Annotated in this window: 16 protein-coding genes and 1 tRNA gene; 6 read left to right on the top strand and 11 right to left on the bottom strand. The window is 39.2% G+C overall.

Annotation, left to right across the window (positions count from 1 at the left end; translation table 11 throughout):
- Positions 1-48: 48 nt before the first annotated feature.
- Genes HW278_RS10310 through HW278_RS10290 form a run of 5 tightly spaced genes read right to left on the bottom strand, consistent with a single transcriptional unit; the run spans position 49 to position 3618 of the window.
- Positions 49-867, bottom strand: coding sequence for a ZIP family metal transporter (locus HW278_RS10310; protein WP_178977753.1), 819 nt, complete (start codon positions 865-867; stop codon positions 49-51).
- An 8-nt stretch (positions 868-875) separates the two neighbouring features.
- Positions 876-1376, bottom strand: coding sequence for a GNAT family N-acetyltransferase (locus tag HW278_RS10305; protein WP_178977752.1), 501 nt, complete (start codon positions 1374-1376; stop codon positions 876-878).
- On the bottom strand, positions 1373-2167 hold the full coding sequence (gene dapF, locus HW278_RS10300; protein ID WP_178977751.1) for a diaminopimelate epimerase: 795 nt from the start codon (positions 2165-2167) through the stop codon (positions 1373-1375). The genes HW278_RS10305 and dapF overlap by 4 nt, the downstream gene beginning before the upstream one ends.
- Complete coding sequence (locus HW278_RS10295; protein WP_009421954.1) at positions 2167-3009, bottom strand: phosphatidate cytidylyltransferase; 843 nt, start codon at positions 3007-3009, stop codon at positions 2167-2169. Before HW278_RS10295 ends, dapF begins: the two co-directional genes overlap by 1 nt.
- A gap of 6 nt (positions 3010-3015) precedes the next feature.
- On the bottom strand, positions 3016-3618 hold the full coding sequence (locus HW278_RS10290; RefSeq protein WP_009417518.1) for an LUD domain-containing protein: 603 nt from the start codon (positions 3616-3618) through the stop codon (positions 3016-3018).
- Between the two features lie 534 nt (positions 3619-4152).
- Between HW278_RS10290 and HW278_RS10285 the strand changes: the two genes are divergently transcribed.
- Together HW278_RS10285 and HW278_RS10280 are read left to right on the top strand one after the other, a co-directional pair.
- Positions 4153-4923 (top strand): Rossmann-like and DUF2520 domain-containing protein, encoded by a 771-nt coding sequence (locus HW278_RS10285; RefSeq protein WP_178977750.1) that lies wholly within the window; start codon positions 4153-4155, stop codon positions 4921-4923.
- Positions 4904-5422, top strand: coding sequence for a KdsC family phosphatase (locus tag HW278_RS10280; RefSeq protein WP_002671200.1), 519 nt, complete (start codon positions 4904-4906; stop codon positions 5420-5422). Before HW278_RS10285 ends, HW278_RS10280 begins: the two co-directional genes overlap by 20 nt.
- An 87-nt stretch (positions 5423-5509) precedes the next feature.
- Here the strand turns inward: HW278_RS10280 and HW278_RS10275 are convergent, their stop codons facing one another.
- The 5 genes from HW278_RS10275 to HW278_RS10255 form a co-directional block, all read right to left on the bottom strand.
- Positions 5510-6139, bottom strand: coding sequence for a DUF417 family protein (locus HW278_RS10275; RefSeq protein ID WP_002671199.1), 630 nt, complete (start codon positions 6137-6139; stop codon positions 5510-5512).
- A gap of 84 nt (positions 6140-6223) precedes the next feature.
- On the bottom strand, positions 6224-7063 hold the full coding sequence (locus HW278_RS10270; RefSeq protein WP_178977749.1) for a helix-turn-helix domain-containing protein: 840 nt from the start codon (positions 7061-7063) through the stop codon (positions 6224-6226).
- A 6-nt stretch (positions 7064-7069) separates the two neighbouring features.
- Positions 7070-8233: a porin gene (locus HW278_RS10265; protein WP_178977748.1), complete on the bottom strand. Its 1164-nt coding sequence runs from the start codon at positions 8231-8233 to the stop codon at positions 7070-7072.
- A gap of 68 nt (positions 8234-8301) precedes the next feature.
- A complete protein-coding gene (ansB, locus tag HW278_RS10260) occupies positions 8302-9360 on the bottom strand; it encodes an L-asparaginase 2 (RefSeq protein ID WP_178977747.1) in 1059 nt (352 codons plus the stop codon).
- A gap of 56 nt (positions 9361-9416) precedes the next feature.
- On the bottom strand, positions 9417-10742 hold the full coding sequence (locus tag HW278_RS10255) for an anaerobic C4-dicarboxylate transporter family protein (protein WP_178977746.1): 1326 nt from the start codon (positions 10740-10742) through the stop codon (positions 9417-9419).
- Between the two features lie 312 nt (positions 10743-11054).
- On the opposite strand from HW278_RS10255, the gene tsaE reads away from it, so the two are divergent.
- Together tsaE and HW278_RS10245 are read left to right on the top strand one after the other, a co-directional pair.
- On the top strand, positions 11055-11519 hold the full coding sequence (tsaE, locus tag HW278_RS10250; RefSeq protein WP_178977745.1) for a tRNA (adenosine(37)-N6)-threonylcarbamoyltransferase complex ATPase subunit type 1 TsaE: 465 nt from the start codon (positions 11055-11057) through the stop codon (positions 11517-11519).
- Between the two features lie 45 nt (positions 11520-11564).
- Positions 11565-12590, top strand: a complete 1026-nt coding sequence (locus HW278_RS10245) for an o-succinylbenzoate synthase (RefSeq protein ID WP_178977744.1) — start codon at positions 11565-11567, stop codon at positions 12588-12590.
- Here HW278_RS10245 and mnmD read toward each other — a convergent pair.
- Positions 12553-13215 carry a tRNA (5-methylaminomethyl-2-thiouridine)(34)-methyltransferase MnmD gene (mnmD, locus tag HW278_RS10240; protein WP_178977743.1) on the bottom strand — a complete coding sequence of 221 codons (663 nt, stop codon included), beginning with the start codon at positions 13213-13215 and terminating at the stop codon, positions 12553-12555. The genes HW278_RS10245 and mnmD overlap by 38 nt on opposite strands.
- A gap of 152 nt (positions 13216-13367) precedes the next feature.
- Here mnmD and HW278_RS10235 point away from each other — a divergent pair, with 152 nt between their 5' ends.
- A complete protein-coding gene (locus HW278_RS10235; RefSeq protein ID WP_178977742.1) occupies positions 13368-14420 on the top strand; it encodes a branched-chain amino acid aminotransferase in 1053 nt (350 codons plus the stop codon).
- An 89-nt stretch (positions 14421-14509) separates the two neighbouring features.
- Positions 14510-14583: transfer RNA gene (locus HW278_RS10230), tRNA-Arg, on the top strand.
- Positions 14584-14624 lie beyond the last annotated feature (41 nt).

The following is a 14624-nucleotide window of genomic DNA, read 5'->3' as shown; positions in this document are numbered from 1 at the left end:
TATATGTTTTTTTTCAGTATCACACAAACATCTGTAAAGAAATATTTGTTAGCCCAATACCACGTCCATTGCCATCATCACTACAAAACCTATTAAAAAGCCTATGGTAGAAACATCGGTGTTCTCATTTTGCTGGGCTTCAGGTATTACCTCTTCTATGACCACATAAATCATAGCTCCTGCCGCAAAAGCAAGGGCATAAGGAAGTATCGGAGTAAAAAAGAGTACTGCAAAAGCTCCTAATACCCCTGCTATGGGCTCTACAATAGCCGAAAGCTGCCCATAAAAAAAGCTCTTACATCTACCCACACCCATACGTCTGAGTGGCATCGCTACAGCTATTCCTTCAGGAAAGTTCTGTAACCCAATACCGATGGCAAGAGTTACCGCTCCCGCAATAGAGGCTTCGGGAATACCAGCGGCTACCCCTCCAAAGAGTACCCCTACCGCCAATCCTTCGGGAATGTTGTGCAAGGTGATAGCTAAAATAAGTAAAGTAGTTTTTTGCCAATCGGTTTTAATACCTTCTGTTTGTTTGAAGTTGGCGTGAAAGTGTGGTAATAACTTATCTAATACATAAAGAAAAAATGCTCCCATAAATATCCCTACCGTAGCAGGTAGAACCTTTATAAAGCCTTCACCTTCTGTCATATTAATAGAGGGTATTATCAAACTCCACACACTGGCTGCCAGCATCACCCCTCCTGTAAAGCCTAGCATACCATCTAACACGGTCTTGTTTTCTTTCTTAAAAAAGAATACCACTGCAGCCCCCAAAGCTGTTACGCTCCACGTGAAAATGGTAGCGTATAAGGCAGCAAGTATAGGGTTTATGGTCTCTAAATAAGTAATAATATCTCGTATCATTTTATGACTTATCTGAAAATATTTTGGTATAATAACATATCTTTATAAACTCCTTGACTGTAAAGCCAGTCTTTTTGTACACCACTGCAACTAAATCCTACTCCCTCAAAAAGGCGTATACTCACCTCATTATCCGCAGGGATATAAGCAATCAGTTGGTGTAAGTCTAAGTATTGTTGCGTATGAGCTATCAACTGTCGCAAGGCTTCTTTGGCATAACCTTTCCCTCGATAGACGGGCAAAAGAGCTATCCCCACAGCTGCTCTACGGTGCTTCGGACTAAAATCGTATAAATCTACACAGCCCATAGGCGTTCCCTCTTCAAACGCTATAACATAGCGATACTGCTTAGCTTCGTAAATATCCTGTTGGGCATTCCGTATATAATCTTGTAGCAAATGCTTAGCAAAAGGCAATTGGGTGTCACTCACCTCCCACAAGGCTTCTTTGTTTTCTAACTGATACAAGAAATCTATATCCTCAGGTTCTAACGCTCTTAACTTTATCATTCTTTACCTCTTAACTCTTCTACCGTTCCTTCAAACACGAATTGAACACTACCACTCAAATAGATATTCTCATACCTCTCTCCTACTCTATCGAAAGCCACTTGCAAGTCACCTCCTCGAGTGTGCAGGGTAATCTGTTGTGCATCGGTTTCTCCTATGTGATAAAGGGCAATCGCTACGGCTGTAACCCCTGTACCGCAAGAGTAAGTTTCATCTTCCACTCCACGCTCATAGGTACGCACTTTAAAGCCTTTCTCTCCTTTGCTCACAAAATTCACGTTACTACCGCCCTGAGTAGCATAAAGTTCTCCATAACGTATAGTAGCTCCTTCGCTTTTCACGTCTACGGTATCTACCTCTTCCACCCATTGCACGTGGTGAGGTGACCCTGTATTTAAAAATACGTAGCCTTTGTGTTCTTCTACCTCAGTTACATTTTTCATTTGCAAGCACACGTAGCTATCCCCTTCAATCGTAGCACGATGCTCCCCATCTACAGCTATAAATAGCGTTTCATGTTCTATAATACCCATTTGTTTCGCAAAAGCCACCACACAGCGCCCGCCATTGCCACACATCGTACTTTCAAGCCCGTCAGAATTGTAATACACCATACGGAAATCATACTGCGGGTCGTTCTCAAGCAATATCAATCCATCGGCTCCAATGCCAAAACGCCTATGACACAATTGTGCCACAAGCGTTTCGTTATTTTTAGGAAATACCCCTTTGCGATTGTCTATCATCACAAAATCGTTCCCTGTTCCTTGATATTTGTAGAATTTCATCATCAAAAAAGGTCAAAAATTAGTAGCGTTAAGTACGCAAAAGGCGAGGCAAAAATAAGGCTATCCAGGCGGTCGAGTAAACCTCCGTGTCCTGGCAGTATCGTCCCGCTGTCCTTTACCTTAGCAGTTCGTTTAAAGCTAGACTCTACCAGGTCGCCTACCGCACCGGTAACCACCAAAATCACTGCCAATATAAGCCATTGCCATAGTGGTCTGCCACTGTAATACGAAATAGCTGTAGCGATAAGCATCGCCCCTATGAGTCCGCCCACAAAACCCTCAATAGTTTTCTTAGGCGAAATGCGCTCAAAGAGCTTGTGTTTGCCAAAGGCTTTACCTGTAAGGTACGCAAAACTATCACTCGCCCATATAATACACAACAGTCCTATCATCGTAATTTGCGACTCGTTGTTGAATATATTCTGATAAAAATAATTAGGGTTCGGATTGTTCTCATATTTGTAAATCAGAGGCATAAATATACAACCTCCTCCTATATACAGTAAACTAATAAGCAGTTTAGTATTGTTACTTTGCTTGCGGATAGGCGTTTTTTCGTTGAAAAGCATCATCGTGAGGTATATATTGGCAAGCAAAGTAGCCAAAAGCAGTATATAAACCGAGAAAGGATAAGTTTTTAAGTGAATAAACAGCCACCAAACCAACAAAAAAAGCAAAAATATATGTAATTCCTTTAATCTGATAAGCCTTTTAAACTCAAATAAACAAATAATACCAAAGGATAAAAACAAGAAGTCAAAAGCATCAGCATTGAGCATAATTGCCGATAGCAATAGAAAAACATAAATAAAGCCTGTAATGGTTCTTTTGAAGAGTTCGTTCATAAATTATTATTTATCAATAGGTAAATCTTCTAAGAGTATCAGGTACGTCCTCTTAGAACTCGTGCCGTAATAGTTGATACTATTCTTCTCAGGGTCATCGGTAAAACTTTGTAGCGTAATGAGACCCGTAGGAAATTGTTGTGGGTACTTGTTCTTTATGCCTCTCATTCCTTCAGGAATATCTCTCACCATCTGACTCGTTTTGGCAAAGACAATAAATATTTCAGGTAATTCATTGATATTCTTATGTCTCAACTGATGCGAAGAGAGCATAATCCCGCCCAAAGTAGTGATAAGGTACTCGCAATCCGTCAAATACACGTTCGAAGTTTCGATATCGGCAGTAAACAGTGGCGTGTGTTCTTCAAACATTGTTTTAATAGTGTGAGAAGCATTACTACTCATCTTCACATATACGCCCAACTCTTTCAGTATGTGCCGAAAAACCTCTTGCACCTGTATTTCGGTAGTGCAATAAATAAACTTTCCGCCATTTTTAGTAAAGTTCATCGCAAATTGCTCATCAGCAGGAAGCTGTTCATTTAACTTGCGTACTTCATCTTCACTTTTTATATCATTCCCTTTAAATAATCTTCTAAATAAATTCATTGACAATCCGTTTTTTACAATTGGCAATCTAACTAATACTTAATCTTCTTATCCGTTGAATATCAACAAAAGAAGTATTTTATTCCATTCATATCTGCCCAGCAGATAATACAACGAGCCCTATTTTTTTGCAAATATATACAAAATAAATGAATCTATATACTTTTTCTATAAAATTTGTTATTTGCTTTTATTTTCCTACCTTTGTACCCTTACTGAATATATGATATTTATTTTTTTGCGTTTTTTTCGCCAAAAACGCAATTTTAACATTTTTTTCTCAATAAACTAAAAACAGCTTTTTTCCGTTTGATATTCAGCTTAATACCCTCTTTCCTTCGCCTTAGCTTCGTCTTAGGTTCGTCTTACCTTCGTCTTAGGTTCGAGTAAAGTAGAGGTAAAGTAAAAGATAAGAACTAAAAACATTCATTGATTATCAACCTTTTGTATTTTTGAGGTGAAAAAACAGAACCTTGTCTTTTTTTGAAGAATATTCGCGAAAAAGCAATTTTTAACATTTTTTTTGCAGTCAATATGGCTATTAATATTAGTATCATAGGAGGAGGCAATGTGGCTTATCACCTCACCAAAGCCCTCTATCAGCTCCCTGAGGTGTACCTTCGGCAGTTGTATAACCGTAGTGAATTCAGCCCTGAGTTTAATGATTTTCAGGTAGATAAAATTCACAGCCTTACCGACTTGCGCCCCACCGATATATGTATTATAGCCGTGAAAGACGAAGCTATTAGTGAAGTTTCAGCCTTCCTTCCTTTCGAGGGGCAATTGGTAGTGCACACCTCTGGCAATACCCCTATGGAGGTACTCTCACCCAAAAACCGACGTGGCGTGTTTTACCCTTTACAATCCTTTTCAAAAAGCACTCAGGTCGATTTTTCAAACATTCCTTTTTGTTTAGAGGCTGAACATACTGAGGATATGGAAAGATTTCTATACCCATTAGCTCAAAAGCTTTCTACAAAAGTGTATCTGCTCAGTAGTTACCAACGCAGTATAATGCACCTATCGGCTGTTTTCGTTAATAATTTCACCAATCATTTGGTGGCTATCAGTCAAAGAATATGCGAGGCACACGCCATTCCTTTTGAAATATTAGAACCTTTGCTAAAAAATACTTTCGAAAAACTCCAAACAATGCCCGCCCTCGAAGCACAAACAGGACCTGCACGACGTGGCGACACTCAAACTATTGCTAACCATTTGGCTTTGCTTAAAGGTTATGAACGAGAAATATACAATATAATTACAAAATCAATAATAAACACCTATGGAAAGAAAGAACTATAAAGAACGTTTGAAGAACATCACAACTTTTATTTTTGATGTTGATGGCGTATTTACCAATACTCAAGTGTTTGTAAATAACGACGGCGATCTATTGCGCAGTATGAATATGAAGGACGGATTTGCAGTAAAAACAGCTATCGCCAAAGGGTACACCATATGTATCATTACAGGAGGAGGTAACGTAGGCGTACAAAAACGCTTCGAAAACCTCGGTGTAAAAGATATCTTTATGCTCCGTCACCAAAAGCTCGAAACCTTTTTGAAATACCAAAAGGAAAAACATCTTAAAAGAGAACAAATACTTTATATGGGTGACGATATGCCCGATATCCCTCCAATGAAGCGAGCAGGATTGGCTATTTGCCCCGTAGATGCCGTGCCCGAAGTAAGAGCTGTATCCGATTATATTTCGCATCTTGAAGGCGGACAGGGAGCTGTGCGCGATATTATAGAACAAGTGCTTAAAGTGCGTGGTGATTGGACTTTTGAAGATAAATAATCCCACTTTACTTATTATATAAAGGGCTGTCTACCTTCCGGTAGACAGCCCTTATAATTAGATGATAGAATTAATATTTTCTTAATTCTAATTCTTTTTTAGCAATCGGCGGGCAGCTTCTGAGGCTGCTATCAATCCACCTGCCGACATAATAATATCTTTCAATACTAAACGTCCCGCTCCCGATAGATAAGGGAATCCGTAAGCAGGCGTAGGCATATCTCCACCTAAGTTAGGCACATACACCTCAGGAGTCGTGATGAGGAAAGAGAGGGTAACTATACTCATACCAAAAGTGAGTAATCCTCCTATCACCCCTATTTTAGGCGACCAAATACCCAATAAGGTAAGGAATCCTATCAAACAAATAAAAGCTCCTAAGCCATATGAGAACACATAAGTACCGTTCTCTTTATGCCATTCAATATTAGCTTTTACCATCTTCCCTTCAGGATTCTTGTGTAGCTTGTATTGGGCTACTTCTTTACCTTTGTTAGCTTCACCTGTCACGCCGTTCTCATCAATGGCAGTTTTGCCTGAATTGTTGTAGAAGAAACTCATAAACGGGCTATTCGTTACAAAGGGAACAATACCATCGGCTTCGTACTGGCACACTTTAAGTCCACCAATCCAAGCCATTACAATAAAGATAGCGACTCTGATAAAGTTTACAAAACAACGTTCGCTATCAGCTAAAAATGATAATAATTTTTGCATAGTGATTTAATATTTAAAATTAACTTTTTATTTGCGGGGGCAAAGATACGGCAATTATTTTGTATCTCGAATGGATAAAAAAGGTTATTTCATAGACTTTTCCGTTTTAGGCTGGGCAACGATAGAAATTCCTACCTTTTTTCGGAAGTGTTTGGGTGAGAGACCTACATTTTTCTTAAAAAACCTACTGAAATAAAACTCATCTTCAAAGTTGAGTTCAAAGGCTACTTCTTTAATAGATTTATAGGTGAGATGAAGCAGTTTTTTAGCTTCGAGCACTACACGTTCTTGTATGAGTTTATTAGGTGTTTTTCCTAAAAGTGTTTTTATTTTCTTGCTAAAACTATCGGGAGTAAGACATAATGCTGATGCATAAAAGGACACGTTGCGTTCTGTAATAAAATGGTCTTCTAAGAGTTTTTGGAAGTCGTTAGCTAAATGATGTTCAGTTTTAAGAGAGGTATGCTCTAACAATAGGCTTTTTTCTTTACTTGCTAAAGCCAAAATAAGTTGCAAGTATGATTTGAGTACAGATTCTGAATAAAGAGAAGGCGTTTTGCTTTCGTCTTCTATACGTTCAAAAAGAGTTATTATTTCAGCAAAACGTTTATCAGTAACCTTGATATGAGGATGCAAGAAGATAGCGTTAAATAGGAGTCCGTTACAGGCTACTTCTTTTTTGTGGTACTCAATACAGTAGAAATCACCGTGGAATTCCAACAGTAGGTTATCATTCGCAGTACCTTCTACCCATCGAAAATATTGATAAGGTGATAGAAAAAGTAGTGTATTACCTTCATAGGGATAGGGCACCGTATCTACGGCAATAGTTCCTTCTCCTCGAAATATAAATACACAATAATTCTCCACACGTACAGGTGTGGAGAATTGTTGTAATGTAATATGTTTAACAGCTATATTCACTGTTTACTAAAACGCCTTAATACGGTACATCAACCCAATACTTACGCGATTGGTATCAGTAGTTACATTCGTAAGCTTGTTTTCACGACTTCTTCCTATATAAGCCAAGAAGAACCGCAAGTCTTGCTTTTCAAAAGGTAAGTATTCAACACCTGCAAAATAACCTATACCTGTCATTTTATTATCAGTAAGGTCATTTTTAGCAGTTTCATATAAGCCTTGTGCAAAGATATTGAGTTGAGGAATAGGTTGATATTCTGCTTTTAGTACAAAACTGTTGTACTTGGCATCTTTTACAAGTACTGTGCTACTCATCGGAGTATATTTCAATCTATCCAATTGTTCATTAGCCATCATATAATCAAAGAAGACTTGGAACTTAGGCAAATTGAGCTTTGTACCCAACATCAACATCCAATTGTTATAGCCGTCGGCTTCACTTTGCAAACCTCCTCCCCAACGAGTTTGGATAAGATTGTCAAACAAGTTACCATTCCAATTAAAAATATAAGTAAGAGGTGCTTTGCTCGCATTGATAGTATTCGTAGCTGTTCCATAAAGTGTTTCAAAGCTATCATTGCGTACATCAGTAATCTGCAAATTGAACTCGTGGTTTTTATTAGGTGCATAGGTTATCATTGCTCCTAACATAAAGTTATCCATATTTTCAATGAAATCAGAGTATTCATAGATGTTCATTGGGTTTAGGTCAAACTCAAAACCTCCCCACGCTTGGCACATTTTACCTGCAGTGAGTGCCCATTTATCGTCTAAACGGAAACCTGCATAGAGCATATCGGTAGCTTTGGCGAGATTATCCAAAGAAGTTGCTGCATTTGATTTGTTCAAACGATGACGGAAGCGATAGAAAATACGGTCGGTAATATCACCTCGAACCTCCAATCGCAATTGGCGCGCTTTGAATTGAGCGGTCATATCTTGGTCTTTTACTTTTTCAAGATCAAAGCTCGATTGAAAGTTGAAGTACATATTAAACTTCTTATGAATAGGGTTTTCTTCTCCATCTTGTGACATAGGTAGAGGCGCAGGAGCAGTAGCTTTTAACTGGTCGATTTCTGCCCTCAATTGGTTGATTTGGTCTTGCAAATCTTGTTGTGCAGTGGCAACACCCCCTACCAGAAGGCTTATTGCCAATAATATTTTTTTCATAGTATAAATTAGTCGTTAATTGTTAGTCTTTAATCGTTAGCTAAGTACTAACGACTAAAGACTAAATCTTAATATTCATTAAAGTATTTTTGGATTTGTTTCCAATCCTTAGTTTTAGTGAGTGCCAACATCAGTAGTACGCGGGCTTTTTGTGGGTTGAGTGCTTGTGCAGCTACAAATTGATATTTAGCATCATCTACTTCGGCATCGAGAGTTGTTGCTCCTGTAGGTACGCGTGAAGAACGCACAAACTGAATGCCTTGTTCTCTAGCTTTTACTGCCAAATCGAAGATAGTGTGATAGAGGTTACCATTACCTACTCCTGCGTGTACAATACCATCGAATTTAGCGTCCATAAAGGCTTTCATTGGCAATTCGGATACGTTAGAATAACTGTATACAATACCTACTTTAGGCAATTGTTTCAAATTATCAACGTTAAACACGGATTGATAAGTGTGTTTGTTTTCAGGAGTGCGATTAAAGAATACCTTACCGTTGTGAATATATGCCAATTTGCCATAGTTAGCACCTTGGAAAGTTTCGACAGCAGTGGTATTGGTTTTAATGACATCTTTAGCATCGAGTACGATGTCGTTCATACACACCATTACTCCACGCCCCATAGCATTTTTATCGGCAGCAGTTACTACTGCGTTATAGAGGTTTAGAGGACCATCGGCACTCATACCGGTAGCAGGGCGCATTGCTCCTACCATTACGACAGGTTTTTTGCTGTGTACGGTAAGGTTAAGGAAGTAGGCGGTTTCTTCCATTGTATCGGTACCGTGAGTGATTACCACACCATCATATCCTTCTTTATTTAAGAGCTGATTGATGCGTTTGGCAAGGGTGAGCCATACCTCATCGTTCATATCTTGTGAACCGATTTTCACAATCTGTTCACCACTTATATTGGCTATATTCTTCACTTCGGGCACTGCTTCCAAGAGTTGATAAATACCGAGCTCACCAGCTTTATAATTGGTTTCAGTATTCGATTTACTTACTCCAGCGATAGTACCGCCAGTAGCTAAAATACGAATCTTTGGCTTTTGTTGTGCAAAGACTGCCACAGTCATCATTAAGAGCAATGAGAGGGCAATTTTTTTCATCAATGTTATCATATATAATTTTAGTTATTAGTTTTAAATGGAAAGTTAAGAATTAGAAATTAGATTTTTCACATAAACATAATTATTAAGTAACCTACTGCAATGGCTATAATAGTAGCTACAAAACCAGGAATTTGGAACGAGTGGTTCAGCACGTACTTGCCTATGCGAGTGGTACCTGTTCTATCGAAATTGATAGCAGCTACTACGGTAGGATAATTAGGGATAAAAAAATAGCCATTCACCGCAGGGAACATTGCTATCATTGCCATTGGGTGAATACCTAAGGCAATCCCTAACGGATAAAGAGTTCGTACCGTAGCGGCTTGACTAAATAAAAGAACAGACATTACAAAAAGAGCTACTGCAAAAAGGAAAGGATATTGAGTAACTATTTGTTCGATGTGCATTTTGAAGAACTCAATATTGCCATTGAAAAAAGTATCTCCCATCCAAGCAATCCCAAAAATAGCTATCACGGCTTGCATACCTGCAATAAATACCGAGCCTTTTACTGCTTTGTTGATGTCTACTCGAGCAAAGATAATCATCAAGCCAGCGATAGACATCATTATAATTTCGATGAGTTGGGTCATTCCCATCTGTACTTTCTCACCTCCTACTTCAAAAGATGGACGGAGGCTATCAATAGAACCAAAAAGTACGATAGAGAGGACTCCTATAAGGAATATAATCACTGACGTTTTGGCTCTTTGCAGGTCTTTACCGGTCATTTGTGAAGCGGTATGACTTTCTTTTTCTAAAAGCCCTTCACGTAAACGGCGTTGGTATTCAGGATCTTTTTCGAGAGGAACGCCCATAAAACTCACGGCTATAGCGCCTACAATCACCCCGATAATCGTAGCGGGAATACACACCATCAGGATATTGCCCAGCGTAATACCTTTACTACCTAAGAGCTCAGCTGAAAGCAAAGCGGCTGTAGCTGCCGAAATAGGGCTGGCTGTAATAGCCTGTTGCGAAGCTATTACCGATATAGAAAGGGGACGCTCAGGGCGTACCTTGCTATCGGTAGCAATTTCGGAGATGATAGGCAAAAGCGAATAGGCAATGTGACCTGTACCTGAAAACAAAGTAAAAAAGTAGCAGACTACAGGCGCCAAGAAGGTAATCATAGCGGGATTTTTGCGTAGAATTTTTTCGGCTACCTTCACCAAATAATCTAAACCTTCCGCTGCTTGCAATGTAGCAGCCGCTGTAATAACTGCTACAATGATAAGCATTACATCGATAGGCGGATTACCAGGTTTAAGTCCGAAACAAAAGACCAGAATTCCTAAACCTATCATACCGAAGATACCGAGCCCAATACCTCCTACTCTGGCTCCTACAAAGATAGCGAGGAGCACGATTAATAATTCTATATATATCATATTCAATGAATAATTGACAATAACAATTAGTAACTACTAATTTTGGGTCAAAGATACGAAAGTTTTTGAAAACAAAAAAGAAAAAAAGAATATTTTTTAAAATAAAAAGAACTTTTAAATTTAGGAGATAACTTATACTTAGCTTATAGGAAGCTTATAGGAACCTTAAACGAATCTTGGAAGATTGTTATACAAAAGGTATATAAACACTTGATATACAATAGTTAAAAATAATATAATTTCTATAATTCAGTTAATTTCCATTTTTTGATTTTTTAAGATTTTTGTATATAACATTAAAAATTCTTTTCAATGTCGAACGGAGGTCATTCGCAATTATTTGCTACCTTTGCCCTCAAAAATAACGTTATGGAATTTACCTACACTTTAGCGGACATTGATACAATTGCAAAAAAACTTCTTCCTCACTTACACTGCAAAGTGGTGATTTTTAGAGGAGGAATGGGATTTGGCAAAACAACACTCATCAAAGCCTTGGTGCGTGCCTTAGGTAGTACAGACAATGTAAGTAGCCCTACTTTTAGTTTGGTGAACTCTTATGAAGGTGCTGACAGTCGTATTTACCACTTTGATTTTTACCGTATCAAAAACGAGGAAGAGGCTTTTGATATTGGCTTTGAAGAATACCTCTACTCTGGCGATTGGTGTTTTATTGAATGGGCGGAAAAGGTTGAAAAATACTTGCCTGATACTTATACCACAGTCGAATTGATACAAATAGATAAAAACTATAGAAAATTAGTAGTTAGCAATTAGAAAATTAGCAAATTGATAAAATGCTCGTGCGGCTCGCACCAAATTATGATTAAACACATTCTCAATTTTAAACGTCCTTCGGGGACATCAAGAGGAGTTCTTACCTCCAAAGAGACCTTTTTTTTAGTAATAGAACAAGAGGGCAAAAAAGGCATAGGAGAATGCAACCTCTTTCGTAGGCTTAGTGCCGATGATGTACCTGATTATGAGGCTAAATTGCAATGGGTAGAACAACACTTACACTTGGGAGAAAAGGCTTTATTAGAAGAGCTCAAGACTTTTCCGTCTATACAATTTGGGGTGGAACAAGCATTTAGGTCGGTAGCAGCTCCACACTGGTACGAGCTCTTTCCTTCGAACTTTACGAAGGGAAAAGACGCTATACCTATCAATGGACTCATTTGGATGGGCTCTCCCGACTTTATGAAAGCGCAGATAAAAGAGAAACTCGCTCAGGGTTTTCGCTGTATCAAAATGAAGATAGGAGCGATCGACTTTGAAGAAGAATATCGCATTTTAAAAGCCTTGCGCAATGAGTTTTCGGCAAGCGATATAGAAATACGGGTAGATGCTAATGGTGCGTTTCAAGCAAATGAAGCTCTGAGATATTTAGAATGCTTGGCTACTTTGCAATTACACTCTATTGAGCAACCTATACGCGCAGGACAGTGGGAAGCGATGGCTGAACTATGCGAGCAAACACCTCTGCCTATCGCCCTTGATGAGGAGCTGATAGGGATATTTACAAGGGAAGAAAAACAACGACTTCTGAGAGAGATACAACCGCAGTATATCATTTTAAAACCTTCGCTCATAGGAGGCTATAGAGGTTCTGAAGAATGGATAACTCTTGCCGAAACATTGGGTATAGGTTGGTGGGTAACATCGGCTTTGGAGAGCAACATAGGGCTTAATGCCATTGCGCAGTGGACGTACACACTTCGCAACCCAATGCCCCAAGGCTTAGGCACGGGAGCGCTGTATACAAACAATATACCTTTTCCGCTTTATGTGGAAAACGGACATTTAGGCTTTAATCCTTGTGAGCGCGTAACATTTCCCTTTTCATAGGCGGTCCGGGCAATCGTTCCACCGTAAAGCCACAAGCCTGCATTGCACGGCGTACAGAACCTTTGGCAGCGTAGGTTACCAAATAGCCTCCTTGTTTGAGAGCAGTGTACATTCGTTGGAAAATAGCTTCTTGCCACAATTCGGGTTGTACTTGCGCCCCAAAAGCATCGAAATAAATAAGGTCGAAAGTATCGGTATCGTTAATAGTTTCAAAACGTTGTAATCGCTTTTTGAAACTAAAAGAGGAAGAAAGTGACATTGGTTTATCCCAGATACAGCGATGCATTTGTTCAAAGACAGGAGTAAGTGTAACATCGTTCAGCAATTGCGAAAAATTCATCTGTGAGGCTTCGTCCCACGAAAGCGGATAGGCTTCTACCGTTTCGTAACGAATATTCAGTTGCAAGGATTCGTGTTCCTTGTAAGTAGCTAAAGCGTTGAGCCCCGTGCCAAAGCCAATTTCTAAGATAGAGATACTTTGATGGTCAAACAGTTGCAGTCCGTTTTTGATAAACACGTGCTGAGTTTCTTGAAGCGCGCCGTGTACTGAGTGATAGGTCTCGTCCAACTGCGGAATATAAAAGCTGGTAGAACCATCAGAGGTTTTTATAAGTTCGTGAGTCATTGTTCAGGTAAAAGATAAAAGGTGACAAGTAATCGTTTAATAGTTAGTGCGTTGAAAAATATAGGTAAAGATTTTTGTGTTTTACGCGACAAAGTTAAAAAATATTTTGTACCTTTGACAAAAATTTAGACAGAATCAAAAACTAAAACAATATGAATTTAAAGATTGAAAAAGTAAAAGAAAGTCGTATTAACCAGATAGACTTTTCAAAACTGAGTTTTGGTAAAACTTTTGCTGACCATATGTTCATCTGCGAATACAAAGATGGACAGTGGCAAAACCCAACCATCAAACCTTATGCTCCTATAACCCTTGAGCCTTCGGCAAGCGTATTCCACTACGGACAAGCTGTTTTTGAGGGAATGAAAGCTTATAAGGACGACAACGGACACGTTTTTCTATTCCGTCCGCAAGAAAACTATAAACGTATCAACAAATCTTGCGCACGATTGGCAATGCCTGAGTTCCCTGAAGAATGGTTTGACCAAGCACTCCGCACTCTTGTAGATATCGATAGTGAATGGGTAAAACCAGGTTTTGGCAATGCCCTCTATTTGCGCCCATTTATGATTGCTACTACTGCTGGCGTGCAAGCGGCTCCTGCTAAAAATTACCTCTTTATGATTATTACTGCCCCTGTACAGGCCTACTACAAAGGCGATGTAAAAGTAAAAATAGCCGACTATTACAGCCGTGCTGCTAATGGTGGTTTTGGTTTTGCTAAAGCAGCAGGTAACTACGCAGGTCAGTTTTTCCCTACTCAGGAAGCTGCCAATGAAGGCTATCAACAAGTGATGTGGACAGACGATGCTACTCACCAATTCTTAGAAGAAGCAGGTACAATGAACCTATGGTTCCGTTTTGGTGACACCCTTGTTACTTGCCCTACTAGTGAACGTATTCTCGATGGGGTAACTCGTAAAAGTATCATTGCAGTAGCCGAAAGATTAGGTATCAAAACCGAAGTACGCCCCGTGAAAGTAACCGAACTTATCGAAGCTGCTGAAAAAGGTGAATTGAAAGAAGCGTTTGGTTGCGGAACGGCAGCTGTGATTAGCCCTATATCTGGATTTGGCTATAAAGGCAAAGATTACAGCGTAAATCGCCCCGCTGAATTATATACCGATAAAATCAAACAAGCAATACTTAACATTCAGTATAACAAGGCGGAAGACCCCTTCGGCTGGAGAGTGCAAGTAAAGTAAGAAGAAAATAATTTGTGAAAAAGTTGTTAAAAAGTTTGCAGGTTTCAAAAAAGGTCGTACCTTTGCACCCGTAAAACAAGAACAACAATGGCCTCGTGGCGCAACTGAATAGCGCATCTGATTACGGCTCAGAAGGTTACAGGTTTGAATCCTGTCGAGGTCACTAAGAGGTAACGTACTTCCACTCAAAGCGTTACCTTTTAT

This window comes from Capnocytophaga sp. oral taxon 902, from assembly GCF_013394735.1.
In the GTDB taxonomy this organism is placed as follows: Bacteria; Bacteroidota; Bacteroidia; order Flavobacteriales; family Flavobacteriaceae; genus Capnocytophaga; species Capnocytophaga ochracea.
This window is presented reverse-complemented; position numbering and strand designations above follow the sequence as displayed.